This is a genomic window from Curtobacterium sp. NPDC092190 (assembly GCF_044755625.1).
Taxonomy (GTDB): domain Bacteria; phylum Actinomycetota; class Actinomycetes; order Actinomycetales; family Microbacteriaceae; genus Curtobacterium.
Genome location: NZ_JBIVRJ010000002.1, coordinates 447,346 through 473,880, shown reverse-complemented (window position 1 = coordinate 473,880; position 26,535 = coordinate 447,346). Strand labels below are relative to the sequence as shown.

Annotated in this window: 31 protein-coding genes and 1 pseudogene; 13 read left to right on the top strand and 19 right to left on the bottom strand. The window is 73.9% G+C overall.

Going from position 1 to position 26,535, the window contains the following annotated elements:
- Nucleotides 1-26: 26 nt before the first annotated feature.
- Nucleotides 27-413 carry a RidA family protein gene (locus ACIQFY_RS06440; RefSeq protein WP_066655379.1) on the bottom strand — a complete coding sequence of 129 codons (387 nt, stop codon included), beginning with the start codon at nucleotides 411-413 and terminating at the stop codon, nucleotides 27-29.
- 245 nt (nucleotides 414-658) lie between these two features.
- On the opposite strand from ACIQFY_RS06440, the gene ACIQFY_RS06435 reads away from it, so the two are divergent.
- Nucleotides 659-1,912: a hypothetical protein gene (locus ACIQFY_RS06435; RefSeq protein ID WP_400338868.1), complete on the top strand. Its 1,254-nt coding sequence runs from the start codon at nucleotides 659-661 to the stop codon at nucleotides 1,910-1,912.
- Nucleotides 1,913-2,024: 112 nt separating this feature from the next.
- Here the strand turns inward: ACIQFY_RS06435 and ACIQFY_RS06430 are convergent, their stop codons facing one another.
- From ACIQFY_RS06430 to ACIQFY_RS06420, 3 genes are all read right to left on the bottom strand, one after another.
- Nucleotides 2,025-2,516 carry a pyridoxamine 5'-phosphate oxidase family protein gene (locus ACIQFY_RS06430; RefSeq protein WP_209685002.1) on the bottom strand — a complete coding sequence of 164 codons (492 nt, stop codon included), beginning with the start codon at nucleotides 2,514-2,516 and terminating at the stop codon, nucleotides 2,025-2,027.
- Nucleotides 2,517-2,905: 389 nt separating this feature from the next.
- Nucleotides 2,906-3,532, bottom strand: coding sequence for a hypothetical protein (locus tag ACIQFY_RS06425; RefSeq protein ID WP_326495395.1), 627 nt, complete (start codon nucleotides 3,530-3,532; stop codon nucleotides 2,906-2,908).
- A gap of 215 nt (nucleotides 3,533-3,747) precedes the next feature.
- Entirely contained in the window at nucleotides 3,748-4,857 is a 1,110-nt protein-coding gene (locus tag ACIQFY_RS06420) for an LLM class flavin-dependent oxidoreductase (protein WP_326495394.1), read from the bottom strand.
- Between the two features lie 114 nt (nucleotides 4,858-4,971).
- Between ACIQFY_RS06420 and ACIQFY_RS06415 the strand changes: the two genes are divergently transcribed.
- A complete protein-coding gene (locus tag ACIQFY_RS06415) occupies nucleotides 4,972-5,901 on the top strand; it encodes an SDR family oxidoreductase (protein ID WP_066655390.1) in 930 nt (309 codons plus the stop codon).
- 58 nt (nucleotides 5,902-5,959) lie between these two features.
- Here ACIQFY_RS06415 and ACIQFY_RS06410 read toward each other — a convergent pair whose 3' ends face one another.
- Both ACIQFY_RS06410 and ACIQFY_RS06405 read right to left on the bottom strand, forming a co-directional pair.
- Nucleotides 5,960-6,727, bottom strand: a complete 768-nt coding sequence (locus ACIQFY_RS06410) for an SGNH/GDSL hydrolase family protein (protein WP_400338865.1) — start codon at nucleotides 6,725-6,727, stop codon at nucleotides 5,960-5,962.
- 87 nt (nucleotides 6,728-6,814) lie between these two features.
- Nucleotides 6,815-7,603, bottom strand: coding sequence for an NRDE family protein (locus ACIQFY_RS06405; protein ID WP_400338862.1), 789 nt, complete (start codon nucleotides 7,601-7,603; stop codon nucleotides 6,815-6,817).
- Between the two features lie 65 nt (nucleotides 7,604-7,668).
- On the opposite strand from ACIQFY_RS06405, the gene ACIQFY_RS06400 reads away from it, so the two are divergent.
- The 7 genes from ACIQFY_RS06400 to ACIQFY_RS06370 all read left to right on the top strand — a co-directional run bounded on the left by ACIQFY_RS06400 (nucleotide 7,669) and on the right by ACIQFY_RS06370 (nucleotide 13,196).
- A complete protein-coding gene (locus ACIQFY_RS06400) occupies nucleotides 7,669-8,955 on the top strand; it encodes a bifunctional phosphopantothenoylcysteine decarboxylase/phosphopantothenate synthase (protein ID WP_400339236.1) in 1,287 nt (428 codons plus the stop codon).
- Nucleotides 8,956-9,000: 45 nt separating this feature from the next.
- Nucleotides 9,001-9,399 (top strand): hypothetical protein, encoded by a 399-nt coding sequence (locus tag ACIQFY_RS06395; protein ID WP_326495390.1) that lies wholly within the window; start codon nucleotides 9,001-9,003, stop codon nucleotides 9,397-9,399.
- A complete protein-coding gene (locus ACIQFY_RS06390; RefSeq protein ID WP_400338859.1) occupies nucleotides 9,396-10,193 on the top strand; it encodes a DUF2071 domain-containing protein in 798 nt (265 codons plus the stop codon). Before ACIQFY_RS06395 ends, ACIQFY_RS06390 begins: the two co-directional genes overlap by 4 nt.
- On the top strand, nucleotides 10,190-10,621 hold the full coding sequence (locus ACIQFY_RS06385; RefSeq protein WP_400338856.1) for a DUF1810 domain-containing protein: 432 nt from the start codon (nucleotides 10,190-10,192) through the stop codon (nucleotides 10,619-10,621). Before ACIQFY_RS06390 ends, ACIQFY_RS06385 begins: the two co-directional genes overlap by 4 nt.
- Before the next feature lie 107 nt (nucleotides 10,622-10,728).
- Nucleotides 10,729-11,391, top strand: coding sequence for a GntR family transcriptional regulator (locus ACIQFY_RS06380; RefSeq protein WP_081985319.1), 663 nt, complete (start codon nucleotides 10,729-10,731; stop codon nucleotides 11,389-11,391).
- 166 nt (nucleotides 11,392-11,557) lie between these two features.
- Complete coding sequence (locus ACIQFY_RS06375; RefSeq protein ID WP_326495386.1) at nucleotides 11,558-12,019, top strand: MarR family transcriptional regulator; 462 nt, start codon at nucleotides 11,558-11,560, stop codon at nucleotides 12,017-12,019.
- A gap of 295 nt (nucleotides 12,020-12,314) precedes the next feature.
- Complete coding sequence (locus tag ACIQFY_RS06370) at nucleotides 12,315-13,196, top strand: phospholipase (protein ID WP_400338852.1); 882 nt, start codon at nucleotides 12,315-12,317, stop codon at nucleotides 13,194-13,196.
- 127 nt (nucleotides 13,197-13,323) lie between these two features.
- On the opposite strand, the gene ACIQFY_RS06365 is transcribed toward ACIQFY_RS06370, so the two are convergent.
- From ACIQFY_RS06365 to ACIQFY_RS06355, 3 genes are read right to left on the bottom strand one after another with little or no spacing between them, the layout of a single operon-like run.
- Entirely contained in the window at nucleotides 13,324-13,632 is a 309-nt protein-coding gene (locus ACIQFY_RS06365) for a hypothetical protein (RefSeq protein ID WP_251159616.1), read from the bottom strand.
- Nucleotides 13,629-14,303: a hypothetical protein gene (locus tag ACIQFY_RS06360; RefSeq protein ID WP_400338851.1), complete on the bottom strand. Its 675-nt coding sequence runs from the start codon at nucleotides 14,301-14,303 to the stop codon at nucleotides 13,629-13,631. Before ACIQFY_RS06360 ends, ACIQFY_RS06365 begins: the two co-directional genes overlap by 4 nt.
- Complete coding sequence (locus ACIQFY_RS06355) at nucleotides 14,294-14,848, bottom strand: RNA polymerase sigma factor (protein WP_066655417.1); 555 nt, start codon at nucleotides 14,846-14,848, stop codon at nucleotides 14,294-14,296. The genes ACIQFY_RS06360 and ACIQFY_RS06355 overlap by 10 nt, the downstream gene beginning before the upstream one ends.
- A 98-nt stretch (nucleotides 14,849-14,946) precedes the next feature.
- Between ACIQFY_RS06355 and ACIQFY_RS06350 the strand changes: the two genes are divergently transcribed.
- Entirely contained in the window at nucleotides 14,947-15,582 is a 636-nt protein-coding gene (locus ACIQFY_RS06350; protein ID WP_251154568.1) for an MOSC domain-containing protein, read from the top strand.
- Here the strand turns inward: ACIQFY_RS06350 and ACIQFY_RS06345 are convergent.
- Complete coding sequence (locus ACIQFY_RS06345) at nucleotides 15,484-15,966, bottom strand: MmcQ/YjbR family DNA-binding protein (protein WP_326495383.1); 483 nt, start codon at nucleotides 15,964-15,966, stop codon at nucleotides 15,484-15,486. The two genes, ACIQFY_RS06350 and ACIQFY_RS06345, sit on opposite strands and share 99 nt — an antisense overlap.
- A gap of 131 nt (nucleotides 15,967-16,097) precedes the next feature.
- On the opposite strand from ACIQFY_RS06345, the gene ACIQFY_RS06340 reads away from it, so the two are divergent.
- Nucleotides 16,098-16,397 (top strand): excalibur calcium-binding domain-containing protein, encoded by a 300-nt coding sequence (locus ACIQFY_RS06340; RefSeq protein ID WP_200884105.1) that lies wholly within the window; start codon nucleotides 16,098-16,100, stop codon nucleotides 16,395-16,397.
- A gap of 91 nt (nucleotides 16,398-16,488) precedes the next feature.
- Here the strand turns inward: ACIQFY_RS06340 and epsC are convergent, their stop codons facing one another.
- From epsC to ACIQFY_RS06320, 4 genes and pseudogenes are all read right to left on the bottom strand, one after another.
- On the bottom strand, nucleotides 16,489-17,073 hold the full coding sequence (epsC, locus tag ACIQFY_RS06335) for a serine O-acetyltransferase EpsC (protein WP_235426355.1): 585 nt from the start codon (nucleotides 17,071-17,073) through the stop codon (nucleotides 16,489-16,491).
- Entirely contained in the window at nucleotides 17,070-18,008 is a 939-nt protein-coding gene (cysK, locus tag ACIQFY_RS06330; RefSeq protein ID WP_400338847.1) for a cysteine synthase A, read from the bottom strand. The genes epsC and cysK overlap by 4 nt, the downstream gene beginning before the upstream one ends.
- 355 nt (nucleotides 18,009-18,363) lie before the next feature.
- Nucleotides 18,364-18,636 (bottom strand): annotated as a pseudogene (locus tag ACIQFY_RS06325) (DUF1016 N-terminal domain-containing protein); the annotation flags it as partial.
- 157 nt (nucleotides 18,637-18,793) lie between these two features.
- On the bottom strand, nucleotides 18,794-19,828 hold the full coding sequence (locus tag ACIQFY_RS06320) for a dipeptidase (protein ID WP_400338845.1): 1,035 nt from the start codon (nucleotides 19,826-19,828) through the stop codon (nucleotides 18,794-18,796).
- Between the two features lie 45 nt (nucleotides 19,829-19,873).
- Between ACIQFY_RS06320 and ACIQFY_RS06315 the strand changes: the two genes are divergently transcribed.
- Both ACIQFY_RS06315 and ACIQFY_RS06310 read left to right on the top strand, forming a co-directional pair.
- On the top strand, nucleotides 19,874-20,446 hold the full coding sequence (locus tag ACIQFY_RS06315; RefSeq protein ID WP_326495380.1) for a GNAT family protein: 573 nt from the start codon (nucleotides 19,874-19,876) through the stop codon (nucleotides 20,444-20,446).
- The gene (locus tag ACIQFY_RS06310) at nucleotides 20,443-20,937 is read left to right on the top strand and encodes an SRPBCC family protein (protein ID WP_326495379.1); all 495 of its coding nucleotides are present in this window, start codon (nucleotides 20,443-20,445) and stop codon (nucleotides 20,935-20,937) included. Before ACIQFY_RS06315 ends, ACIQFY_RS06310 begins: the two co-directional genes overlap by 4 nt.
- On the opposite strand, the gene ACIQFY_RS06305 is transcribed toward ACIQFY_RS06310, so the two are convergent.
- From ACIQFY_RS06305 to ACIQFY_RS06285, 5 genes are read right to left on the bottom strand one after another with little or no spacing between them, the layout of a single operon-like run.
- Nucleotides 20,904-21,734, bottom strand: a complete 831-nt coding sequence (locus ACIQFY_RS06305; RefSeq protein ID WP_326495378.1) for an SIS domain-containing protein — start codon at nucleotides 21,732-21,734, stop codon at nucleotides 20,904-20,906. The two genes, ACIQFY_RS06310 and ACIQFY_RS06305, sit on opposite strands and share 34 nt — an antisense overlap.
- Entirely contained in the window at nucleotides 21,731-23,032 is a 1,302-nt protein-coding gene (locus tag ACIQFY_RS06300) for an allantoate amidohydrolase (RefSeq protein WP_400338841.1), read from the bottom strand. The genes ACIQFY_RS06305 and ACIQFY_RS06300 overlap by 4 nt, the downstream gene beginning before the upstream one ends.
- Nucleotides 23,029-24,270, bottom strand: a complete 1,242-nt coding sequence (locus ACIQFY_RS06295; RefSeq protein WP_251154563.1) for an alanine--glyoxylate aminotransferase family protein — start codon at nucleotides 24,268-24,270, stop codon at nucleotides 23,029-23,031. The genes ACIQFY_RS06300 and ACIQFY_RS06295 overlap by 4 nt, the downstream gene beginning before the upstream one ends.
- The gene (gene allB, locus ACIQFY_RS06290; RefSeq protein WP_400338838.1) at nucleotides 24,267-25,673 is read right to left on the bottom strand and encodes an allantoinase AllB; all 1,407 of its coding nucleotides are present in this window, start codon (nucleotides 25,671-25,673) and stop codon (nucleotides 24,267-24,269) included. The genes ACIQFY_RS06295 and allB overlap by 4 nt, the downstream gene beginning before the upstream one ends.
- The gene (locus tag ACIQFY_RS06285) at nucleotides 25,670-26,446 is read right to left on the bottom strand and encodes an aspartate/glutamate racemase family protein (RefSeq protein ID WP_326495374.1); all 777 of its coding nucleotides are present in this window, start codon (nucleotides 26,444-26,446) and stop codon (nucleotides 25,670-25,672) included. The genes allB and ACIQFY_RS06285 overlap by 4 nt, the downstream gene beginning before the upstream one ends.
- Nucleotides 26,447-26,535: the final 89 nt, after the last annotated feature.

Genomic DNA, 26,535 nt, shown 5'->3' with positions numbered 1-26,535 from the left:
TCAGGGAGCGGGACGGCGGGTGACGATCAGGAGGCGCTGGGCAGCACCGCGACGACGTCGATCTCCACGAGGATCCCGGCCAGGTGCGACTGCACGGTCGTGCGGACCGGGTACGGCTCCGAGAAGTGCTTCGCGTACTCCTCGTTGAAGGCGGCGAAGTCCCGGTCCGAGTGCTCGAGGTGGACGGTCGACTTCACGACGTCGTCGAGGGTCGCGCCGTGCTCGGCGAGGACGGCGGCGACGTTGGCCAGCACCTGGGCGGTCTGTCCGGCGACGTCGTCGGCCATCGCCCCCGTCGCCGGGTCCTGCGGCCCGAAGCCCGCGGTGTACAGGAACCCGCCGGCCACGATGCCCTGGCTGTACGGGCCGGCGGGTGCCGGGGCGTTCGCGGTGACGATGGCGGTCTTCGGCACGGGGACTCCTCTGGTCGTCGGACGCGGTCCGTCCGGGTGGCCTCCAGGCTAGGGCCGGCCCCACTGCGCGGACCGACCACCCGCCGGGGCCGTTGCGGTGTGCAGAACGCGGGACGGGCCTCCCGGCCGACCACCGACGACCGGCCCGTCCGCGACCGGCCACCGGCGTGCCGGAGGGTGCCAGGCGCCGGTCGGTACGCTCGGTCCGTGCCCACCGAGAGCCCTGCGCCCGCCGGAGCGGGCCGGTGAGCCGCACCGACGGCGCCGTCACCGGGACGCTCGCGAACGGTCGACGTCGCATCGTCGACCTGGCGACGAGCCTGCCCGTCTGGGCCGCGGTGCTGCTGGTGTGGGGCGGCGGCCGTCTGGTCTCCACGGTCTGGCTGGCGCTCGCCTACCCGCTGATGGCCCGGCAGATGCCGGACAACGCCATCTGGGGCAACGAGCACGGGTTCGGGTCGTTCCTCACCGCGTGGGACGGCCAGTACTACGAGCAGATCTCGGTGCACGGCTACCCGACGACGTTGCCGCTCGATGCCGCCGGGCACGTCGGCCAGAACGCGTGGGCGTTCCTGCCGGCGTTCCCCTTCGCCATCCGCATGCTGACGGCCTCGACCGGGGTGCCGTTCGCCGTGGGGGCGCCCCTCGTCGCGCTGGCCGCCGGGCTCGTGGCGACGTTCCTGCTGCACCGGCTGGTGAGCGACCGTGCCGGCAACGCCGCGGGCATGTGGGCGGTCTTCTTCTTCACGTGCGGTCCGCTGTCGTTCCTGCTGCAGGTCGGCTACGCGGAGAGCACGTTCCTGGCACTGACGTTCGGCGCCCTGCTGGCGCTCGAACGACGGCGCTACGGCCTGCTGACGGTGCTCGGCGTGGTCGCGGCGTTCACCCGTCCCGGGGCGCTCGCGCTGCCGCTCCTGCTCGGGGTCGTCGCACTCGTCCGCTGGGTGCGTGCACGACGAGCCGCCGCGGGCACCGGTGTGCGGTCCCTCGAGGCGTTCCCGATGGCGGAACGCGTCCGGGTCGTCGCCGCCGGCGTGGTGATGGCCGCGGCGGGGCTGGCCTGGCCGGTCATCGCGGCGCACGTCACCGGGCGGTCGGACGCCTACCTGGAGACCGAGATGTCCTGGTGGGTGAACTTCATCGGGCGGGTCGACTTCACACCGATGACGCCCTGGTTCCTGATCGCCGGGCGGTGGCTCGGGGTCGGTGGGGTCCTGATCGTGGTCTTCCTGCTCGTGGCGTACCCCGTCTGGCTGCTGCGGCGCTCGACCCGGGCGCTCGGCTCGACGACCGTGCTGTACTCCGCCGCCTACGCGCTCTACATCTTCGCGGTGTCCCTGCCGATGGCGTCCACCCCGCGGCTCCTCATGCCGCTCGCGCCGTTGTTCGGCTCCCCCGAACTCGTCGCCCGGCCCTGGATGCGCTGGACGTTCGTGAGCTGTGCACTCCTCGGGCAGCCGGTGCTCGTCGCGGTGCTGTGGCTGCTCGGCCCGCCCTGACCCCGGTCGCGGGGCGGTCGGAAGACTCGCGGAACGCAACCTCGGCGGCTCCTCGCAGGGCTCTACCGCTGCGAGGAACCGCCGACGTTGCGTGGTGCGGAAGGGAGACGGGCTAGAGCTCGACGGTGCCGTGGTGGCCGGTGTCGGGCTGGCTCTGCTTGCCGATCGCGGCCTTGAGGGTCTGCACGAGGCTGCCGACCGGACCGGTGTCCTGCGTCCAGTACTCGACCGAGTCGCCCTCGACGGTGAGGAGTCGGATGGTCGGGTCCTGTCGGCCGTCCGGGAACCACGCCTCGGCGAACGGGGACCAGAGTTCGTCGATGACGGACTCGTCGCGGGTGACCGTCGCCGTGCCGGCGATCGAGAGGTACCCGCCCTGCGACTCGATGGCGACGTTGACGTGCGGGTTGCGCGCGATGTCCTCCACCTTCTCGCTGCCGTCCTGCACCAGGAAGCGGAGGGTCCCGTTGAACGCCTTGTCCTGCACGGCCAGCGGACGGGCGTGCAGCTGGCCGTCGTCGCTGACGGTGGTGAGCAGGGCGGTTCGAGCGCCGTGGACGATGTCCGAGATGGCTGCGCGGTGGTCTGCCTGCGTGTCGGTCATGATGCTCCTGTTCGTCGTGCGCCCCGTTGTGCTCGACGTCCGGCCGGGCACTGCCCGGGCGCGTTCCGTTCCCGCCAGTGTGCCCCTCGTCGCTGGGACCTGCCCGCCCGGGTCCCGGGCCCCCGCACGAGTGGCTGCGGCGTGGACGAGTGCCACGCGGGACCGGGCGTGCAGGGCGACAACGGGCGCACCTGGCGAGGACGGGCGTCCCTGACGAGAACGCGCGTACCTGGCGAGAACGCGCGTACCTGGCCGTCGGAGAACAGGAGGTACGCCCGGAACGATCGGGTACCGCGGTCGTCATGGGAAGGAACGGGCACGGACGGGCGCCCACACGCTCCGACCCAGCGACCCCACACCGCGCCGCCCCCGGGGCCGAGGGTGACGCGTCAGACGGCGGGCTCGCGGATCGTCGTCTCGACGTCGACGACCTGCGGGACGCGCGGCATCGAGGCGAAGCCGAACGCCACGGGCGGGTCGAGCGGGGCCAGGGACCCGAGCGGCTCCCCCGCCCACGACCCCGTGACGGCGGTCACGTCGTGCGCGCCGGTCACGCCGTAGTACTCGCGGCGGCCACCACCGGCGGTGCCGGCCGTGCCCGCGCCGGGCGCGACCAGTCGTGCGACCGGATCGATCACGCTGAGCCACCGCGGATCACGCGCGATCGGCTTCGGCACGATGCGGAGCACCCGCCCGAGCGGCGAGATGGATCCGACGTCGATCGAGGCGCGGAGCGGGCCGGCGTCGAGCTCGAGACCACGAGCGGTGCGCCGGGCGTCGATGTCGACCACCGAAACCGTGTCGAAGCGGTAGGTCCCGGAGACGTACGCGGCGACGATCTCGTCCGGAGCGAGCAGCACGCTCGATCCGTCCGGCTGCTCCACGAAGACGTCCGTGAAGGCTCCGAACGGCGACTGGTCCCACATGCCGACGACGAACCGCACGCCGGACGTCGTGCCGACGCCCATGATGCGACCACGGAACCGACGCTCGACGATGTTGGGGCGGGGCGACATGCGGTGGACGGTACCCGGCGCTGCCGTGAGTCGGCGTGGCGGCGGTGGGGCGCGCCTCCCGGCCGACGGGACGCTGCCGGACCCGGCACAACGGGAAGCACCCCGCGCCACGGAATCCCGTGGTGCGGGGTGCTTTTCGTTGTGCACGAGCACGCCGCACCGGCCCGCACCGGCTCGCACCGAGCCGCACCGGCCCACCCCGAGGAGGCGTCCGCCTACGGCACCGGCACCGGCTCGGCGAGCAGCTCGCGCACCCGCGGTGCGACCCGCGTGCCGTAGAGCTCGATCGACCGCATCATGTCCTCGTGCGGCAGGCGCCCCGTCGCGTAGCGCATGTCGAAGCGCGAGACGCCGAGGATCCGCATGTTCCGCGCGATCTTCCGCGCCACCGTCTCCGGCGACCCGACGTACAGCGACCCGCCGGCGGACAGTCCCGCCTGGTACTGCGCGGCGTCGAGGGGCGGCCAGCCGCGCTCGCGGCCCAGCCGGTCGGTGACGGCCTTGTGGTACGGCCAGTAGCGCTCGGCTGCCTCGGCGTCGGTCTCGGCGACGAAACCCGGCGAGTGCATCGCGATGGGCTGCTGCGGGAGCTCGAGCTGCGTGAGCGCCTGGCGGTACAGCCGCGAGAACGGGGCGAACTGCGCCGGCTGCCCGCCGATGATCGCGAGGAACAGCGGCAGGCCGTAGGACGCCGCACGGATGACGGACTGCGGCGAGCCGCCGACGCCGATCCAGGTCGGGATCGGGCCGTGCTCGAGCTTGGGGAAGACGTCCTGGTCGACGAGCGCCGCGCGCTTGGTGCCGGACCACGTCACCGCGTCCCCACCGCGCAGGGAGTTCCAGAGCTGCAGCTTCTCCTCGAACAGGACCTCGTAGTCGGCCAGGTCGTAGCCGAACAGCGGGAAGGACTCCGTGAACGAGCCGCGGCCGAGGATCACCTCGGCGCGCCCGTCCGACAGGGCGTCCACGGTGGCGAAGCGCTCGTACACGCGCACCGGGTCGTCCGAGGACAGGACGGTGACGGCGGAGCCCATGCGGATCGACGAGGTGCGGGCGGCGATGGCGGCGAGGACGACCTCGGGAGCGCTGACCACGAAGTCCTCGCGGTGGTGCTCCCCGACGCCGATGAAGTCGATCCCGACCTGGTCCGCGAGGACGGCCTGGTCGACGACGTCGCGGATGCTCTGCGCGTCCGAGCGGAGCGACCCGTCGGCACGCTCGGTGACGTCACCGAAGGTGTCGAGGCCGAGCTGGACCGGCCCGATGCGCTCGGGTGCGGGCGGCGGGACGTCCGACGGGCGGTCGGTGCCGAATGCGTTGCTCATGTGCGCCTCCTGATCGATGCGTTTGCATGAACTGTAGCACCGCGGGAGCCGGACGTACAGCCCCGACGGCGCGCGCCCGGCGGGTCACCAGACCGCCGGCGTACCGTGCCGCGCATGGCGAACATCCCCGACCAGACCGGCCGTCGCATCGTCGTGACCGGCGCGAACAGCGGCACGGGCAAGGAGACCGCGAAGCGGCTCGCCGGTGCCGGCGCGAGCGTCGTGCTCGCCGTCCGCACCACCGCGAAGGGCGAGGACGCCGCGACCGAGATCCGCCGGGAGCACCCGGGCGCCGACCTCGAGGTGCGCGAGCTCGACCTCGCCGACCTCGCCAGCGTCCGCCGGTTCGCCGCGGGCATCGCCGACGACGGCCGTCCCCTCCACGTCCTGGTGAACAACGCCGGCGTGATGGCCCCGCCCGAGCGCTTCGAGACCGCGGACGGCTTCGAGCTGCAGTTCGGCACGAACTTCCTGGGACACCTGGCGCTCACGAACCTGCTGCTGCCGACGTTGCTCGGCACGGCCGCGGGCAGCGACGACGCCCGGCCCCCGCGCGTCGCGACGATGTCGAGCCTCGCCGCCATCCCCGGCAGCATCCGCTTCACCGACCCGCAGTGGGAGCGCGGCTACAACGGCTGGCGGGCCTACTCGCAGTCCAAGCTGGCCGACCTGCTCCTCGCGCTGCACCTGCACCGGCTGTCCGTCGAGCGGGACTGGCCACTCGTCAGCACGGCGGCCCACCCCGGCTACACGCGCACGAACCTGCAGTCCACCGGCCGCTCGCTCGGCCGGTCGCGTCCGGTCCGCGCGAGCGACCGCGCGCTCCCCTTCACGCAGGCGGTGGAGCAGGGCGCGGAGCCGCTCCTGTACGCCGCCGTCGGTCCGGCCGCGGTCGGCGGGGCCTACTACGGGCCGTCCGGGTTCGGGGGGCTGACCGGACCGACCACGACGGTCTCGGTGCCGCGCTCGGCGCGCAGTGCGGACCTCGCCCGGTCGCTCTGGGCGGTCGCCGAGGACCTCACCGACACGCACGCGCCCGCCTGACCGCTGGCTCGGCACCCGCACCGGCCGGGAGGCACGACCCGACCGCGCCCCGTCGGCGTCAGAACCGCAGGTGGTCGCGCGCGAACGCGTCGATCACTCCCGCCTCGAGGGCACGCTGTCCACGGGCGGTCGGGTGCACGTCGTCGGACTGCATCCACTCCGGGTGACCGGACAGCGGCTGCCCGACGTCGACGTAGGTGCCGCCGTCGCGCCGGGTCGCCCGCTGCAGGGCGTGCGAGATCGTCGCCAGCTGCGCCGGCGGGGCCTGCTCGTTCCACACGGCGCTCAGCCCCACCACCCTGGCTCCGGGCAGGTCGCGGTGGACGAGGGCCACGAGCTGGTCGGTGGCGCTCGTCACCTGTGCGTCGTCCTCGCCCAGGTCGTTCGAGCTCGCCTGCACGAGGACGACCCGGGGGCGCAGGTCGACCGCACGCTTGACGAGCCCCGGGTAGGCACTGGCGCACTCGTCCGGGTCCCCCGTGGCGACGACGCCGGCCCCGTCGCAGGACAGGTTCGTCAGCTGCCACCGTTCGGTCCGGGCGAGGAGCGCGGGCCAGGCCTGCTCCGGCGTCAGGCCGTGGCCGCCGCTCACCGAGTCGCCGATGACGACGATCCGCTCCCCCGGGGCGTGGTCCCAGGCGCGGCCGGTCGGGCTCGGCGAGGAGGCCGCGACCACCGAGGAGTCCTCGCTGCAGCCGACGAGGGCGAGCGCGGTGAGGGCGGCGAGCGTCGTCGCGAGGACGGCTCGACCGCGGGGACGGCGCCGCGGAGCAGGGTCACCGATGCCCGCGACGGTGCGCGGGGACGGCCGTGTGGTCGGGGTCACGACGGGGACCGTACGCCGCCGGACCACGGCGGGACCGGCCGGTGCGCTGCTGCTCCTCACAGCATCGGGGACGTCCGGGCGGGACGATCACGCCCGGTGCAGCTCCACCGAGCCGTCGAGGCGTCCCGGGTGGGCGAGCCGCGCGTGCTGCAGTACCGTCCGACCGGGCCCGACCGCGGCGGCGACGACGGACAGCGTCGCGACGTGGCCGTCCGGCTCGACCGCGTCGCGCAGGATCGCGTCCGGGTGGTCCGGGGGCAGGGCCGCGGAGTCAGCGAGCACGCCGAACCAGCCGCTCCAGCCGTCGCCCGCGTCGTCGCCGAGGTCGGCGGTACGGAGTTCGTCGAACGGGCCGAGCGCCGGCGGTCCGGCCGGCGCCGGGGCCGCGCGGAAGGCCTCGAGCCACCGGCCGACCCGCGGCGCGGCGGGGTCGTCCGGGGCTCCGTGGGTCACCATGTGCACGCCGGGCTCGAGCAGGGTCGTCCGCACCGCCCTGCCGTCCCAGGTGTCGACGGCGGCGCCCTCGGCCGTGGCCCGTACCAGGTTGAACGCACGCGTGGTCGGGAGCGAGCCGCCCGCGCCCGGCGCCGCGCCGGTCAGCGCGTCGAGCGGCAGCACGCCGCGGGTGGTCCAGGTGCCGTCGTCGCTCGGCACCGGTTCGGCACGGTTCAGCACGACGGCGAGCCCCGCAGCGTCGGACGCGGCGAGCCACGCTCCGCTTGCCGACCGGTCGCGCACACCCCGGACGGCGGGGTCGAGCTCGGGCCACCAGGCGGCGGGCGGGTCCCAGGGACGGTCGGGCGACTCGTCACGGAGCGCCAGCACGGTGACGGGCCACGCGGCGCCGGGGTCGACGCGGACGACGACGGTGCACATGGGCTCGATCCTCGCACGGCCGTCCGGGTAGCGTGACCGACGTGGATGCTGCAGCAGGTCGCCGTCTGTCCGTCGTCGTCGGGATCACCGGGGGCATCGCCGCCTACAAGGCCGTGGGGGTCGTCCGCGACCTCGTCAAGCGCGGCCACGACGTGCACGTCGTCCCGACCGAGGGTGCACTCCGCTTCGTCGGACTGCCGACGCTCGAGGCGCTGAGCCGGAACCCGGTCACGACGAGCGTCTGGGACGACGTGGCCGAGGTGCGGCACGTGGCGCTCGGACGCCGGGCGGACCTGGTCGTCGTCGCGCCCGCGACCGCCGACTCCCTGGCGCGGATGGCCCACGGACTCGCCGGGGACCTGCTCGGGACGACGCTGCTCGCGACCGAGGCGCCCGTGGTGGTCGCCCCCGCGATGCACCCGCAGATGTGGGAGCACCCCGCGACCCGGGCGAACGTCCGGACCCTGCGCGACCGCGGGGTGCACTTCGTCGGGCCGGTGGTCGGCGCGCTGACGGGTGACGACGCCGGGATCGGCCGGATGGCGGAACCCGAGGACATCGCGGCCGCGGCGCTGGCGGTGCTCGACCGGCCGACCGAGGCGGGCCGACGGGACCAGGGCGGCGCGGGCCTCCCGGCCGGTGCCGCAGCGGGGTCGGGGACGGGGGCGCGAGGTGACCAGGGCGACCTCGCCGGGGTGCGTGTCGTCGTGAGCGCCGGAGGGACGCGCGAGCCGTTCGACCCGGTGCGCTTCGTCGGCAACCGGTCGAGCGGACGCCAGGGCGTGGCGATCGCCGCGGACGCCGTCCGACGCGGCGCGACCGTGACGCTCGTCGCCGCGAACGTGGACGCCGGGCTCACCGCGGAGCTCGGTGCGACCGTGGTGCCCGTCGGGTCCGCCCAGGAACTCGCCGACGCGGTGCACGCCGCGGCGGTCGACGCCGACGTGGTGGTGATGACCGCCGCGGTCGCGGACTACCGACCGGCCGAGGTCCGCCCCGACAAGCTGAAGAAGGACGACCAGGGCGACACCATGACCCTCGAGCTCGTCCGCAACACCGACGTGCTGGCCGACCTCGTCCGAGCACGCCGCACGGGTCAGGTCATCGTCGGGTTCGCCGCGGAGACCGAGCCCGACAGAGAGGCCCGGATCGCCCTCGGACGCGCCAAGATCGCCCGGAAGCCGGCCGACCTGCTCGTCGTGAACCACGTCGGGTGGGACGCGGGCTTCGAACGCGAGGAGAACGCGATCGAGATGCTCGTGCCCGGCGGCGACGTCGTCCGGGAGACCTCCGGCAGCAAGGCGGACGTCGCCACGGCGGTGCTCGACCTCGTCGCGACCGCCCTGACCTGAGCGACGCCCGACACCCGCTCGGGCGAGGGCGTGCACGATGGGCGCATGCGACGACGCGAGCGCGCCCGACGTGCCACCCGGACCGCCACCATGCTCGCCGTGCTCCTCGGCGGAGCCGGCGTCACCCACTTCCTGCGCCCGCGGGGCTACGACCGGATCGTGCCGGAGGGCCTCCCCCCGCGCCTGACCACGGTCGCCTCCGGCGTGGCCGAGCTCGGCATCGCCGCCGGACTCGCCGTGCCGGCCACCCGTCGCGCGTCCGGCTGGGCGGCAGCGGCACTGTTCCTGGCGGTCTTCCCCGCGAACGTCAAGATGGCCGCCGACCTCCTCGACAGCCCACGCGCAGGGCGCGCCGCACGGCTGGTCGGCGTCGCGCGGCTCCCGCTGCAGGCGCCGCTCGTGGCCTGGGCCGTGCGCGTCGCACGACACGCGCCACGACGGTGACCGACGCGGTCCGACAGCGGGCGGCGGTCCCGCTCGTGCACCGGCCCGTCGCCGTGCACGCGTGGGAGGACATCGTGTTCGCGCACTGGCGGCGGCACCCGGCCTCGCTCGCCCGGCTCGTGCCACGCGGCACCCGGCCCGACGTGGTCGACGGCAGCGCGTGGGTGGGTCTGACCGCCTACGTGTTCCGCGAGACGGCCCTCCCGCCGTTCCCGCCCTCACGACGACTCGGTTCGATGACCGAGGTCACGATCGAGATCCCGACCGTCGACACCAGGGGTCGCCACGGCATCGTCTACCGCACGGTCGACACCGGCCACGTCCCCGCCATCGTCGCCGCGAACACGCTGCTCGGCGTGCCGTACACGTTCTCCCACGTCCGGGCGACGCGTCGCGGGGACACCCTCGACCACCGGTCGGTCCGACACCCGGCCCGGGCGGCGCACCCGGTCCGCTGGGCGCGGGCGCTCGTGCACGCGGGGAACGCACGCCCGCCACGACCCCGCCCGCGGCACGACGTCCTCGTCCGGGTCACCGCGGGCGACGTCGTGGACACGCCGCTCGCCGCCGCGCTCACCACGCGCGCCGGCATCCACGCGCGACACCTGGCGCAGACGCTCTTCTGGCAGCGGCAGCACGCGCCGCTGACCGTCCGCAGCGCCCGGCTCGAGCGGCTCGAGGGCGACCTGCCGGTCGCTGTCGGCCTGCCCGGGCTCCTCGACCGCGACCCCGACTCACTGCTCGTCGTGGACGCGACGACCGTGCGCTACGCGTGGGGCGAGGTGGTCCGGTGAGCGACGACCCGTACGACCTCGACCGGTTCGTGCGTGCGCAGGAGGGCGTCCACGAGCAGGCACTCGCGGAGCTGGCGGCCGGCCGGAAGCGGTCGCACTGGATGTGGTTCGTGTTCCCGCAGCTCGCCGGCCTCGGGCGCAGTGCGACAGCGCAGCGGTACGCGATCGAGGGGCTCGCCGAGGCGCGGGCGTTCCTGGCACACCCCGTGCTCGGGCCACGCCTGCTCGAGGCCGCCCGCACCGTCGTCGACGCACCGGCCCGGAGCGCGGACGACCTGTTCGGTGGGATCGACGCGCTGAAGGCCCGGTCGTCCGCGACCCTGTTCGCCAGGGCCGCCGAGGACCCGGCTCCGTTCCGTGCCCTGCTGGACCGGTGGTTCGACGGGACCGAGGACCCGGTGACGGTCCGGCTGCTCGCCGCCACCTGAGGCACGGCGGTCGACGGACGACCGTTCACATATCAGGTACTGTGATCAGGCGTCGACACCGACCGGTCCGGCGCTCCCGACCGTCCACCGAGAACGAGGACACCCGCATGCCGGTCCCCAGCAGCGCCCCCACCGAGCACCAGCTGCTCCGCGACACCGTCCGCCACAAGATCCACGCCGCGATCATGGACGGCACGCTCGAGCCCGGTGAACGCCTCAACGACGACGAGCTCATCGCCTGGCTCGGCGTCTCCCGCACCCCGATCCGCGAAGCCCTCAGCCAGCTCGCCCGCGCCGGTCTCATCGAGATGGCACCGAACCGGTACACCCGGGTCACCACCCCGAAGGCCGAGGAGGTCGTCGAGGCGATGCAGACCCTCGGCGTGCTGTTCGGCGGGGTCGTCCGGCTGGCCGTCCCCCGGCTCACGGCGCCGACGCGGAAGAAGATCCTCGCGCAGCTCGACCGGACGATCACCGAGCTCGACGCGCACGACGTCCCCGCCGTCAACCACGACGCGCTCTCGGTCTTCGGGCTGTACGTCGACGCCTGCGGCAACGAGAACCTGCAGCGGGTGTGCCGCGACACGACGGACGGTCTGGCGTTCCGCCTGCGCCTGCCGAACCTCGACGAGCTCATCGACTGGGACCAGCTGACCGCGGACTTCCGCCGGCTGCGCGACGCGACCGAGAGCGGTGACAACATCGCCGCCGAACTCGCGACCGAGGCGATCCACCTGCTCCCGGGCGAGAAGCGGCACCGCTCCAGCTGAGCACACCTGTCACGTCGTACAGGAACGCCCGTCCCGAACCCCGGGACGGGCGTTCCTGCACCCGGCGGCAGCACCCCGCACGGCACTCGGTCACACGCCCGTGGGGACCGGTAGCATCGCTCCGACCCGCTCGAACAGCCTCGACCCGACGACCCGGGAGCACCGCATGAGCCACCGCCAGCCGGACCGCACCGAGATCGCCGCGCGCCTCGCCGCCGCCGTCGGACGCATCAACCGCCGCGCGCGCACCGACTCGGCCGCGCTGGGCTACGGGCTCGTCTCCGCACTCGCGACGATCCAGGCAGAGGGACCCCTGCGTCCCGGCGACCTGTCGCGGATCGAGGTCGTCACGAAGCCCACGATGACGCGCATCCTCACCGAGCTCGAGCAACGCGGTTTCATCGAACGCGAGGCCGACCCGCGTGACGGCCGGGCGTTCATGGTGTCGGCCACCCCCGCGGGCATCGCCGCCGTCGAACGGGCCCGCTCCGACCGCACCGGCATCGTCGCCGGGCTCATCGCGGACCTGCCCGACGACGAGGTCGACTCCATCGCCGCCGCCCTCGCCGCCCTCGAACGGATCGGCCAGGGCGAGCGCTCCCAGGAAGCACGCACCTCCGAGCGCTGACCCGGCCGCGTCAGCACCGTTACCGAACCGTCACCAAGAGGTGGACGGACGGTTCTGCCAGGGGTTCCGGACGGGCCGTCCAGGCTGGCACGTCATCGTGGCGGCTTCGCCCGAGCAGGCGGCCACCCGGTCGCCCAACGGCGGACGGACGGGCCCCACACCACCGTCCGGTCCTCCCCCGGCTCGCGGCTCCCCCACGACGGCCGTCCCGACGGTCGTGCACGCTCCCCCACACCCGCGTGCCCGATCCGGCGTGCCCGGGAGTCGCCCTCCAGCCGGCCGACCACCGGAACCGATGACGCGAACCACCCCCGAAGCCCCCACCACCGCGACCACCCGACGCCAGGCGCTCGACACCCCGAGCCGCCGTGTCCGCCGTGCGCTCCGCAGTCGCTCCGCCCTCGTCGTCGGGGGCGCTGCCGCCGTCGCCCTCGTCGGCGGACTCGCCACCGTCGGCACACAGCCGGCCATCGGCGAGGCCATCGGCGTCCCCTCCGCGAGCGCCTCGGCCACCCCGGCGCTGCACGGCGCGGACCTCGACCGCGCCCAGGCCGCTGCGACCATCGCGACCGCCCGCACGGTGCTCGCCGACGCGAACGACAAGACCGACACGCGCGCCCTCGAACGCCAGGTCGCAGCCCTGTCGGACTACCGCGGCATGTCCGGCTCCGCGATCACCACCCGCATCGCCTCGACCGTCGACGCCACGACGCAGGTCGCCGACGAGAGCGCGTCCCAGGACAAGGCGGACGCCGACGCGGCGGCAGCGGCAGCAGCGCAGGCGAAGGCCGACGCCGAGGCGAAGGCCGCAGCCGAGCGTGCGGCAGCGGAGTCTGCGGCAGCAGCCGAGCGCCTCGCCGCTGCGAACACCGTCGCCGGCGCCAAGGCCACGGCGTCCTCGATGGCGTCGTCGCAGTACGGCTGGGGCTCCGCGCAGTTCCAGTGCCTCGACAACCTGTGGACCAAGGAGTCCGGCTGGAACTACCGGGCCGTGAACCCGAACGGTGGCGCGACGGGCATCCCGCAGGCGCTCCCCGGCTCGAAGATGGCCACGGTCGCGGCCGACTGGCAGACCAACGCCACCACCCAGATCACCTGGGGGCTGCGGTACATCAGCGCGGCCTACGGCACGCCCTGTGCCGCGTGGGCCCACTCGCAGGCGAACAACTTCTACTGAGCCGCGAGCGGGTGACGGGCGTCACCGGATGACGGACGGGAGGCACGGTGCCGGCGGGCGCCGTGCCTCCCGTCCGTCCCGTGGTCCGTCGTCGTCGCCCTGCCGCCGTGCGAGCGAGCCCGTCGGGTCAGCCGACGCGCGCGATGCGCACGTCCACGCGGCCGAGCGCGAGCCCGCGCTCGCCCGCGACGCGGAGCGCGGCGTCGTGCGCCGCACGCGCCGCAGCCCGCGCGGGGGCCGATCCGTCGGTGCCGATGACGACGCGGAGGACGTCGTCGTCGAGCACCACCCGGGAGACCGGCGCACGCGACGCGAGCCGCCGGGCGGACTCGACCGCGCTGCCGAGGGTCGGCCGCGCGCGGTACAGGTCGGCAACGCCGGGCGCCGCGAGGACCGCGGCCTCGATCGCCGCGGCCGTCTCGTCGTCGATGCTCATGCGCGGCCCTCCTCGTCGATCGCTCCGGATGCAGCCTGGACCCCGTCGTGCGCGGGCGGGAGCGGGGGCAGGAGGTCCCGGACGTGCACGTCGACCGCCTCGACACGGAGGTCGGTCTGCTCGGCGAGGATCTCGGCGACGGTCTGGCGGACGTGCTCGGCGGTGGCGTGGATCGGTGCCCCGGACCGGATCGCCAGCTCGACCAGGACCCGGACGGGTGCATCGAGCAGCGTGACGTCGCCCTGCAGCGCGCAGCGGGCGATCACGACACCGGGGACGACGTCCCCGGCGGTCCGGACCAGGGACCGGATGGCTCCCTCCGTCATCACGGGACGCTCGGTCGGGACGGACGGGCGCAGCGGGACGTCGCGACCGGCGCGGGCCTCGAGCGAGATGTTCGCCAGGACACCGCCGATCCACGACTCGTCCGCGGGTGCCTCCTGAGCAGCGGCGGTGTCGAGCGAGCCGAGGGACGACTGTCGGAGCCGGACGAGTGCAGCGAGCGCGTTCTGGCACGCCGCGGAGTCGTCGATGCTCGGGTCGGCCGGTTGCATCCCGGCGTCCAGGTAGTCCGCGAGCTCGTCGATGGTGTGGCCGTCGAGGTCCTCGGGTTCGAGCGCGTCGAGCGGTACGTCGTCGGGGCGCGTGCGGTCGGGTCCGGTCATCGCCATGCCTCCATGAGACGGATCATGTTCTTCCTCGCACGCGAGAGCAGGCCGCGCACGGTCGACACCGGCAGGTCGAGCTCCTCGGCGATGTCCTCGTAGCGGTACTCGAGCATCTCCTTCATCACCCAGCACCGTCGCTGCGCCTCGGGGAGCTCGGCGAGGGCGGTCTCGACCGCCTCCTCGCGGGACCGGGCCTCGGCGACTCGCTCCGGAGCGTCGTCCCGCGGTGCCGCGACCTCGAGCTCGGTGACGTCGAGGTGCTCGCGCCGCGCCCGGATGCGGTCGATGCACTTGCGACTGAGGATCCGCATGAGCCACGACTTGACCTTGGCGCCGTCGTCGAGCGCGTCGAGCCGGTTCCACGCGGTGATGAAGGTCTCCTGCACGACGTCGTCGAGCTCGTCGGTGGATCCGAGGGTCCGCCGGGCGTAGGCGCGGAGCAGCGGTGTGTACCGCCGGATCAGGACCTCGAACGCCCGGACGTCGCCGTCGGACGAGCGGCCCGCGAGGACGGCGTCGTCGAGGTCGGCGAGGGGCTGGTACGGCACACCACCCTTCTACCGGTCAGTGGTGGAGGAAGTCTGGGCGGGTGGCCGCGCACGAGGGCGGGCTCGGCTCAGTGACCCCGGTGCGCCAGGATGTGGGCATGAGCCACGTCACCGCCGTCTGCCGCGTCGACCAGCTGCTCCGCGACTCCGGGACGATCGGCATCACCGCCATCGACAAGCGCCCGGTCGTGGGGCCCGTCCGTGTCCGCCCGCTCGGGCTCCACGCCGACGTGCAGGCGGACCGCAAGCACCACGGCGGCGAGGACCAGGCGGTGTACGCCTACGCCGACGAGGACGCCGCGTACTTCGCCGAGGCCCTGGGGCGCGACGTCCCACCCGGGCTGTTCGGCGAGAACCTGCGCACGAGCGGGGTCGACGTCACGGGTGCCGTCACGGGCGAGCGGTGGCGCATCGGCGAGACGCTCGAACTCGAGGTGACCATCCCACGGGTGCCGTGCGGGACCTTCGCCCGCCGGATGGGGATCCCCGGCTGGGTGAAGCGGTTCGCCGCGGAGAACCGGCCGGGTGCGTACCTCCGGGTCCTGCACAGCGGACCGGTGGCGGCCGGCGACCCGGTGGTCGTCACACACCGCCCGGAGCACGGCGTCACGATTGGCGAGATCTCGGCCGGCCCGTCACCCGAGCGGGCCCGCGCGGTGCTGGACTCCGGGGACCGACTCGCCCCGACGGTCGTCCGCGACCTCGCGAAGGTCCTCGCGCGCGGCCGGGTCTGATCCGTCCGCCCGCCGGCTCGCCGCCGGGTCGAGGGGACGCCGGTTCCGCGGGAGGCCGGCGACGACCAGGTCGTACGAGTTCGCCACGAGGTCCTCGACCATGGTCTCGTCGAGACCGTCCCCCGGTGACAGGGTGATCCAGTGACGCTTGTCCATGTGCCACCCCGGGCTGATCTCGGCGTGGTCGCGGACGAGTGCCGCCCCGTGCGGCGGCGCGCACTTCAGGTTGACGATCGGCACCCCGCGCAACGTCGTGGCGAGCACGAACATCCGGCCGACCACCTTGTGGACGACGGACCGCTCGCCGAAGGGCTGCGTCTCCTCGACCGCGGGCAGGGCCAGTGCCGTCCGGAAGGTCACCTCGTGCAGTGCTGCGCCGTCCATCGTACCAGCATGCCGCACACGCCTCGTTCGGGGGGATCAGGGAATGAGTGCCGCTCGGGTACGCTCGGTCCGCCGTGCACCCGACGCGGCGGCCGCGCGAGCGGTCACGACCCGTCCCAGGGGAAGAACCCGTGCGCATCATCCACAGCCTCGGCGTCGCCGCCGTCACCACCGCTCTCGCCGCGTCCGTCGTGCTCGGCGGCGCGACCACCGCCTCCGCCGCGCCGAAGACCTACGCGAACTGCACCGCCGTCCACAAGGTGTACTCCGGTGGCATCGCGAAGAAGTCCGTGACGAAGAACCGGGTGACCTCCGGTGGGAAGACCACCTACCGCGCACTCAAGGGCACAGTCAAGAAGGACGACGCGCTCTACGGGGCCAACAAGAAGATGGACCGCGACGGCGACGGGATCGCCTGCGAGAAGAGCTGACGTCCGACGGACCGAGGGTCCGGTCAGGCGGGCGACGGACCGCTCGGTCGACCGGGGCGCTCGATCGCCCGGCGCTCGCGGCCGCCCACGGTCAGAGCGTCGGGACGCCCTCGTGCCCCGACCTCGGCCGGGCCGTACCGGCGACGCCGGTGACGACCGAGCCCGCGGGGACGTCCTTCGTCACGACCGTGTTCGCGCCGACCACGGAGTCCGCGCCGATCGTGATCGCGCCGATCAGCGACGACCCGGCTCCGAGCACCACGCGGTCACCCACGGTCGGGTGCCGCCGCCGCCCCGGGCCGTGCTCGCCCCCGCGCCCGCCGAGCGTGACGCCGTGGAACACCAGCACGTCGTCACCGATGACCGCCGTCTCGCCGATCACGACACCGAGGCCGTGGTCGATGAAGAAGCGCCGACCGATGCGGGCGCCGGGGTGGATCTCGATGCCCGTGATCGATCGAGCGACCTGCGCGACCACCCGGGCCGCGAACCGGGATCCAGGGAGACCACGCGCGAGCCACAACCGGTGCGTGAACCGGTAGGTCCAGATCGCGTGCAGCCCCGAGTAGACCACCGCGTTCTCCAGGTCACCCCGGGCAGCGGGGTCACCGCGGCGTGCCGCAGCGAGGTCCTCGCGGACCCGCCACAGCACGCCGCGTCGGACGGCACGCGTCACGCAGTGAGCCCCTCGAACAGCGGTGTCGACAGGTAGCGCTCGCCGGTGTCGCACACGATCGCGACCACGCGCTTGCCGGCGTTCTCCGGACGGGCGGCGATCTCGACGGCGGCGTGGATGATCGCGCCCGACGAGATGCCGGCCAGGATGCCCTCCTCGGTACCGAGCGCGCGGGCGAGCAGGAGTGCGTCGTCGAGCTCGACGTCGAACACCTCGTCGATGACCTCACGGTCGAGGACCTCGGGGACGAAGTTGGCGCCGATCCCCTGGATCTTGTGCGGCCCCGCCTTGCCCTCGGTCAGCAGCGGGGAGTCCTTCGGCTCGACAGCGACGATCTGCACGCCCGGCACGCGCTCCTTGAGCACCTGACCGACACCCGTGATCGTCCCGCCGGTCCCGACACCGGCGACGAAGACGTCGACGTGGCCCTCGGTGTCGCGGAGGATCTCCTCCGCCGTGGTCCTGCGGTGGATCGCGGCGTTCGCGGCCGTCTCGAACTGGTGGGCCAGGATCGCGCCGGGGGTCTCGTCGACGATCTGGCCCGCACGCGCCACGGCGCCCTTCATGCCCTCGGAACCCGGGGTCAGGACGATCTCGGCGCCGAAGGCACGGATCAGGGCACGCCGCTCGACGCTCATCGTCTCGGGCATCGTGATGACGACGCGGTAGCCGCGGGCGGCGCCGACCAGCGCCAGGGCGATGCCGGTGTTGCCGGACGAGCCCTCGACGACGGTGCCGCCGGGGCGCAGCTCGCCGGACTCCTCGGCCGCGTCGATGATCGCGACACCGAGGCGGTCCTTGACGCTCGAGCCCGGGTTGTAGAACTCGAGCTTCGCGAGGACCTCGGCGCCGTCGGCCTTCGGCAGGCGGTTGAGCCGGACGAGTGGGGTGTTGCCGAACGCCTGCGAGATGTTGTCGTAGATGGTGCCGGTCATCCGTTGTCGTCCTCCGGGTCGAGTTCTCACGCCGTCGGTGGCGGCGCTGCGGTCCGCTCGCGATCCTAGCGACGGCGCCCGGTGTTCCCCTGTCGATGACGCCCCTTGACGCTCCCGTCATCCACCACCGAGCAGCGCCCGACGCAACTGTGCTTCGGTCGGCAGCGACCGCTGCAACTCCGGCGGCAGGAGCTCGGAGGAGGCGACTCCCACCGGTGCGCTCGTCGCGGTCGCCGTCCACCGCGAGGAAGTCGAGGACGTACGGGTCGCGGGTGATCTGCTGGGCCAGGTCGGCACCGTCAGCGTCGAGCAGACGGCTGAGGTCGGTCCGGGCAGCACCCTGTCGTCCGAACGCGTCGCTCCTGATGTTGTGACGCAGGACGTGCCGCGACCACCCGGAATCGGCAGCGTCGGCTGCGTACCACTCCCGTGCGTCAGGCTCTCGCACACCGAGCAGGAGCGTGATGTGGCCCCAGGGCGATCGCAGCTCCTGACCGATCGTCCAGGAGAGGTGGACCAGGTGCGCGTTCGCGGCGAGTTGCACCCTGGTCCTGGTGCCCCGGACGTGATCACGGATGGCGCAGAGCGTGTCTCGGTAGGCCGCTGGCAGCAGGTTCCCCTCATTCATCCCACGAGTGTCGTGGGCGCGACGGGCGCAACCGAGCAATCCGGATGTACGGCAACCGCGATCAGAACGCGATGCGCTGACGGGCCGGGCGGGAGGAGGCGGGCACACACCGCGCCTCCCGGCCGCCCCTGCCCCACCGCGCCGGCGCCCACGCGGCTCAGCGCAGCGCGCTCTGCGCGAACCGCTCGTCCGTCGCCTCGAGGACCCGCAGCACGTTCCCCCCGGCGAGCGCCCGCAGGTCGTCGTCACCCCAGCCGCGTCGCCGCAGCTCCTCCGCGAGCACCGGGTACCGCGACACGTCCCGCAGGTCCGGCGGCAGCACGGGCGTGCCGTCGTAGTCGCCTCCGAGGCCCAGGTGGGCCGCGCCCGCGACCGCACGGGCGTGGTCGACGTGGTCGGCGACGTCCGCCACCGTGACGATCGGCGGTTCCCCCTCGGACCCCGCTTCCTCCCAGTCGGCCCACGCGCGGGACACGAACTTCGGCACGAAGGTGATCATCACGACGCCCCCGTTGTCGGCGAGCCGGGCGAGCACGTCGTCGGGCACGTTCCGCGGGTGGTCGTCGACGGCGACGGTGGACGAGTGGCTGAACACGACCGGTTGCGTCGCGACGTCGAGGGTGTCGCGCATCGTCGCCGGCGCGGTGTGCGACAGGTCGACGAGCATGCCGATCCGCTCCATCTCGGCGACGATCTCGCGTCCGCGGTCGGTCAGGCCGCCGTGTGCCCGGGCGCCGGTGGCCGAGTCGGCCCAGGTCGTGTCGTCGTTGTGCGTCAGCGTCATGTAGCGGACGCCGAGCCGGGCGAAGGACCGGAGCACCGCGAGGTCGTCACCGATGGAGTGCCCGCCCTCGGCGCCGAGCAGCGACGCGATCCGTCCGGCGTCGACGGCGGTGCGCAGTTCGGCAGCGGTGCGGACGAAGGTCAGGTCGTCGGGGTACCGCGCGATGATCCGGTGCGCGGTGTCGATCTGCTGCAGGGTGGTGCACACCGGGTCCGGGTCGTCCGACGGCACGAACACCGACCAGAACTGGCCCACGACCCCGCCGGCCCGGAGCTTCGGCAGGTCGGTGTGCAGCGTGCCCTGTCCGCGGTCGATGCCCTCGACGCCGGAGTCGTGCGACTCGCGGCGTTCCCACGGGAGGTCGTTGTGTCCGTCGATGACCGGGAAGGCGAGGGAGTCGAACGTCATGTCGCCGACGCTACCGCGTGGTCGCGCCGTCGCTAGGCTCGCGGTGTGCTCCCCGTGACGCTCCGGACCGACCGGCTCGTGCTCTCCGCGCCGGGTCCCGCCGACGCCGACGCCGTCATCGCGTACGCGAACGACCCGGACGTCATCGCGTTCACCCCGGTCCCCGTGCCGTACGGGCACGCCGAGGCCCGTCAGTGGCTCGACCTGGTCGAGGTCGGGTGGCGTGACGACACCCGGTACGACTTCGGGATCCGCCGTGCGGAGGACCCGCGGCTGCTCGGTACCGTCGGTGTCTTCGGCTTCGTGGACGGGGCCGGCGAGATCGGCTGGGCGCTGCACCCCGACGGCCGCGGGCAGGGACTGATGGCCGAGGCCGCCGATCGTGTGCTGGCGTGGGCGTTCGCCGCACCACCGGACGGGATCGGCCTGGTGCGGGTGCAGTGGCGCGCACTCGGGACGAACGCCGCGTCGTCCGCGACGGCCCGGCGGATCGGCATGCGCTTCGAGGGTCGGTCCCGGTCGGCCGTCGTGCACCGGGGCGTCCGCAACGACCAGCTGCTCGCCGCGGTGCTGCGCGACGACGACCGCACAGTGCCGCAGGTCTGGCCGGACGCGTGACCGTCGCCTTCCGGGTGGACACCGAGATCGCCGCTCCGGTGGAGCGCGTCTTCGCGCTGTCGCTCGACATCGGCGCGCACGAACGCTCGATGGCCGACACCGACGAACGCGCCGTGGCCGGGACGACGACCGGCACCATCGGGCTCGGCGAGAGCGTCACGTGGCGCGCACGGCACTTCGGGATCGTCTGGTCGATGACGAGCAGGATCACCGCCCTGGAGGCTCCGGGTCGCTTCGTCGACGAGCAGGTGCGTGGTCCGTTCGCCCGGTTCCGGCACGAGCACCGGTTCGAGCCGTCGGCCGACGGGACGCGGATGGTCGACGAGGTCGTCTTCCGCGCGCCCCTCGGTCCGCTCGGGTGGCTGGCCGAGCGGATCGCGCTGGCCCGCTACCTGCCGCGGTTGATCGCCGCGCGCAACGCATCGCTGCGCGACGAGCTCGAGCGGGACGGGGACGGTCAGCGGGGGGCGAGCTCCCCGAGCGCGTCGTAGGCCGCCGCCACGGCGTCCACCCGGGCACGCCCTGCCGGCCCGGAGGCCTCGTACACGTCGTTCGCGATCGCCGCGACGACCGCGAAGAGCGCCGCCATCGAGTCGAACGCCGACGGCGAGTCCACCGGGCAGAGCACCGCGGTCGCCGCGGGCGCCGCGATCACGGCTGCGGTCGGGTCGCCGAGCACGACCACGTCGGCGCCGGTCGCGACACAGTGCCGCACGAGCCGTTCGGCACCCGCCGCGTGCCGCCTGACCGTGACGAGCACGACGAGGTCGCGGCGGTCGAGGTCGGCGACCTCCTCGCCCAGGCGCTGCCCCGGTGCCGGACCGATCCGGACGTCCGGTCGCACCTGGGCCAACTGCGACCGGAGCTGCATGGCGACGGGGTGTGCGCCGCGTTCCCCGACGACGAGCACCCGCCGGGCACGGACGATCCGGCGGGCGAGCCGGACGCGGTCGGCGCGGGCGAGCGAGGCGAACGCGGCGTCGAGGTTGCGTGCCTCGACGGCCCGCTGGTCGACGTGCGCGGCGTCCTCGGCAGCCCACGGCAGGCCGCTCCCCCGCGCGGACATGAGCTCCTGGCGGACCTCGGCGGCGTCCTGGAACCCCAGGGACCGGACGAGCCGCGAGACGGTGGCCTTCGACGTGCCCGACTCGGCCGCGAGCTCGGCGGAGGTGCCGACGAGCAGCAGCTCCGGATCGTGCCGGACCATCGCGGCGACCCGGCGTTCCGCGGGCGACAGGCGATCCCAGACCGCGTCCACCCGGGCACGGACGTCGGGCGCGGCGCTCACCGGGTCTCCGCACGGTCGTCGGCGATGCGCTCGACGGCGACGGCCAGCGCGTCGAGGCCGAGCGCGACGTCGTCCTCGGAGACGAACTCGTCCGGGTGGTGGCTGATGCCGTCGGGGTTCCGCAGGAACAGCATCGCGACGTCGGTGACCAGCCCGAGGGACATCGCGTCGTGCCCGGCGCGCGAGAAGAGCTCCGCGGGGGTGGCCTCCCCGGTCGCGGCGATCCCCGCACGGACGGCGTCCATCAACACCGGCGCACAGAACACCGCCGGGGCACGGTGCACCTCGGTCGGCGACACGGTCACGCCACGACGGGCTCCGATCTCGTCGAAGACCGCCGTGATCGACTCCCAGACGCGGTCACGCCCCTCGTCGAACTCCCCCCGCAGGTCGACGCTGAACCGGGCCAGGCCGGGGACGACGTTGACCGCCCCGGGCTCGACGGACATCGTACCGACGGTGCCGACGTGCTGCTCGGCGCGACAGATCCGCTCGACGGCGAGCGCCGCCTCGGCCGCGGCGAGCAGCGCGTCGTGACGCCGCTCGTACGGGGTGCCGCCGGCGTGCCGTGCCTCGCCGACGGCCTCGACGGTGAACCGCCGGGCGCTCGCGATGCTCGTGACGACACCGAGCGCCTGCCCCGCCTGCTCGAGGTGGGGGCCCTGCTCGATGTGCGCCTCGAGGTAGCCGACGAGCCGCTCCGGGGGCAGTGCCGCCTCGCCGACGCGTTCCGGATCGAGCCCGAAGTCGGTGAAGGCCCGGCGGAGCGTGACACCGTCGCCGTCCTCGAGGTCCCACCACGCGTCGTCCCAGACCCCCGCCACGGCCGACGAGCCCAACAGTGCCTTGCCGAAGCGCGTCCCTTCCTCGTCGGAGAACGCGATCACCTGCAGCGCGAAGGGCAGCGGGCCGGAGGCCGTGAGCCGCGCCACCGTGCGGATCGCCATGAGCACGCCGACCACGCCGTCGTACCGGCCGGCGTCCACCACGGTGTCGAGGTGTGAGCCGAGCAGCAGCACGGGTGCGTCCGGCGTCGCACCGTCGACGATGCCGTGCAGGTTGCCCGCGGCGTCCTGCCAGGTGCGGAGTCCGGCGTCGCGCATCCACTCCGCGACCACGGCGTTCACCCGGGCGTGCTCCGGCGACAGGTAGACGCGGGTGGTGCGTCCGTCGTCCTGCGAGATCCCGGCGAGCGCGTCGCACCACCGGACGATCGTCGCGGCGTCGGCGATCGCCCGGGTGCTCGCGGTCGGCGCCGCGGGGGCCTCGGCCGTCGCGGGTCCGGTCGTCGTCGTCACAGGGCTGCCCCGACCGGCGCGACGCGGCCGGCGTGGACGTCGAGCGCGGCGTCGACCCCGGCGCCCTGCGGGACGGCGTGCCCGGCCCGGCGCAGGCAGTGTTCGAGGGCGGCCAGCGTGCGCACGACGGTGTCCTTGCGGGCGTTGTAGCCCATCGTGCCGATGCGCCAGACCCGTCCGTGCAGCGGCCCGAACGAGGTCCCGATCTCGATGCCGTGGTCCTCGAGCATCGCGCCCCGTACCTCGTCGCCGACGACGCCGTCCGGGATCTCCACGGCGACCACGTTGTGCATCTTGTGCGCGACGTCACCGAACACCTGCAGTCCGAGCGCCTCGACCCCGGCGAGCATCGCGCGACCGGCGATCGCGTGGCGCTCGACCACGGCGTCCCGCCCCTCCTCGAGCAGGATGCGGGCGCACTCGTTCGCGGCGTAGAGCATCGACGCGGCCTCGGTGTGGTGATTGAGGCGCCGCGGACCCCAGTAGTCGAGGATCATCGCGAGGTCGAGGTAGTTCGAGCGGATCGGGTCGTCGGACACGACGTCGTCGGCCTCGCGGATGCCGGCCTCGATGCTGCGGCGACCGTCGAGCACGGCCACGGCACGCGGCGACAGGGTGATCGGTGCACTGCCGGAGGGGCCGCCCAGGCACTTCTGCAGGCCGGCGCTCACGACGTCGATGCCCCAAGCGTCGGTCTCGAGCGGGTTGCCGCCGATGCTCGCCGTCGCGTCGGTGTAGAGGAGGGCGCCGTGCCGGTCACAGATCGCCCCGAGCTCGTCGAGCGGCTGGTTCATCGTCGTCGAGGTGTCGCCCTGCACGATCGCCAGGACCTTCGGTCGGACCCGGCGCACCGCGTCCTCGATCACGGACGGCGGGAAGACCTGCCCCCACGCGGTCTCGATGGTGTGCACCTCGGCACCGGCACGGGTCGCGATCTCGGCGAGCAGGTGCCCGAAGCGTCCGAAGACCGGCACGAGCACCCGGTCCCCCGGGGCGAGCAGTGACACCAGGGCCGCTTCGATGCCCGCGCGGGACGTGCCGTCGACGAGCACGGTGGCGTCGTTCCGTGTCCCGAAGACCTGGCGGTAGAGCTCCTGCGTCGCGGTCATCGTCGTCGTCATCCACGGGTCGTACTGCCCGACGAGCGGGGTCGACAGCGCGCGGAGCACGCGGGGGTCGGCGTCGATCGGCCCCGGTCCCATCAGGAGTCGGGCGGGTGGGTTGACTGGCTGCGTCATGATGCCTCCGTTCCGGGAACGAGCGTAGCGAAACGTCCGTTTCGTGCGTGTTGCGGCGCCGCGGGGCGGTCGAGCAGGACCCCCTCGACGGCGGTGACCCCGTGGCCGGCCGTCGCCACGAGCCGCCCGCGGAGCCAGGTCTCGGTGACGACCCCGAGCGTGTGCAGGCCGGCGTACGCGGACACCGGGTTGCGGTGGGCCAGGGCCGACACCTCGACGACGCCCTCGGCCGCCGGGTCGAGGACGGCGAGGTGCGCGACCGCACCCGGCGCGATCCGACCGCGGTCGTGGAAGCCGACGATCGCCGCGGGGCCGGTCGTGAACCAGGGCAGGACGGCCTCGAGCGGGAGCCCCCGGCGCACGGCCTCGGTCCAGACCGCCCGGAAGCCGACCTGGAGTCCGGCGATGCCGCCCCACGCCGACCCCCAGTCGTCGGTCTTCAGGTCGGCTGTGGACGGCGAGTGGTCCGACACGACGCAGTCGATCGTGCCGTCGAGCAGCCCCGCCCAGAGCGCGTCGCGGTTCGCGTCGTCGCGGATCGGCGGGCAGCACTTGAACTCGGTCGCGCCGTCCGGGATCGACCCGGCCTCGAACGCCAGGTAGTGCGGACACGTCTCGACGGTCACCCGGACCCCGTCGGCCTTCGCGGCGCGGATCATCGGGAGGACCCCGGCGTCGGACAGGTGCAGCACGTGCACGCGGGCACCCGTCGACCGCGCGCCGTCGAGGACCCGCGCGACCGCGGACTGCTCGGCGCTGCTCGGACGGGTGGCGAGGAAGTCGGCGTACCGTCCGCCGAGCGTCTCGTGCGGCACGAGGTGGTCCGGGTCCTCGGCGTGCACGATGAGCAGGGCGTCGAGCTCGGCGACCTCCTCGATCGCCGCTCGGAGCCGTGCCGGGTCGAGGTGCGGGAACTCGTCGACGCCGCTCGGCGCGGTGAAGCACTTGAAGCCGAAGACCCCGGCGTCGTGCAGCGGACGGCGCTCCCCCGCGTTGGCCGGGACCGCACCGCCCCAGAACCCGACGTCCACCGCGACCCGGCCCGCGGCGCTCGCCCGCTTCGCCGCGAGGGCGTCGACGTCGACCGTCGCCGGGATCGAGTTCAGCGGCATGTCGATGATCGTGGTCACCCCACCGAGTGCGGCCGCTCGCGTGGCCGAGGCGAAGCCCTCCCACTCGGTGCGACCGGGTTCGTTGACGTGCACGTGCGTGTCGACGAGCCCGGGCAGGAGCACGTGCTCGTCGGGCACGGTGCGGTCGAGCGGAGCCACGACCGCGGCACCGAACGGCAGGACCGCGTCGACCACGCCGTCGCGGACCATCACCGCGGCCGGGCGGAGGACGCCGTCGACCCACGCCCGCCGAGCGCGGAGCACCAGGTCGGCGCCCACCGCGGCGCTCATGCCGAGGCCCCCGCGAGCACGATCGGCGCGGAGACGTCGGACGTCTGCAGCGTGAAGCCGGACAGCAGCCCGGTCACCGGCTTCGGCGGCGGAGGGGCGTACTCGCCGGTCTTGCCCGTGCGCAGCCCGAGCCGGACGAGCGACTCCGCGAGCACCGTCGCCGCAGCCACTCCGTCGACCACCGGCGCACCGATCTCGCGCGAGACCTCGGCACAGAACGCGGCCATGCCCGCGCAGCCGAGCACCACCGCATCGGCGCCGCCGGCGAGCACGGCGCGGCACTCCTCGACGACGAGCTCCCGGGCGCCCGACGTCGGATCGTCGAGCTGCAGCACCGGCACCTCGCACGCACGGACCTCGGTCACCAGGGACGCGAACCCGTAGCGCTCCGCGAGCTCCCACGCCCGTCCCGTCGTGCGCGCCAGCGTCGTGACGACCCCGAACCGGCGCCCCAGCATCGCAGCGGCGTGGAAGCCGGCCTCGGCGATCCCGAGCACCGGCCCGACGGCCAGCTCGCGCGCGGCGTCGAGACCCGGGTCGCCGAAGCACGCGACGACGTACGCGTCGACACCCTCCTGCTCGCCGAGCGCGATCTGCTCCAGGAGCCCGGGGACCGCCAGGGCCTCCTCGTAGTGACTCTCGATCGAGGCGGGTCCGGTGGTGGGCGTCACCGCCTCGACGACGGTGCCGGTTCCGGCGACCGCGGCCGCGGCGCGGCCGATCGAGGCCGTCATCGACGGGGTGGTGTTGGGGTTGACGACGCGGATGCGCAAGCGGGGCCTCTCAGGCGGGGGTGGGGACGAGGAGGAGGTGGTGGACCCGGGCGGCGACGGTCCGGCCGGGAGGCGTGTCGCGCCTCCCG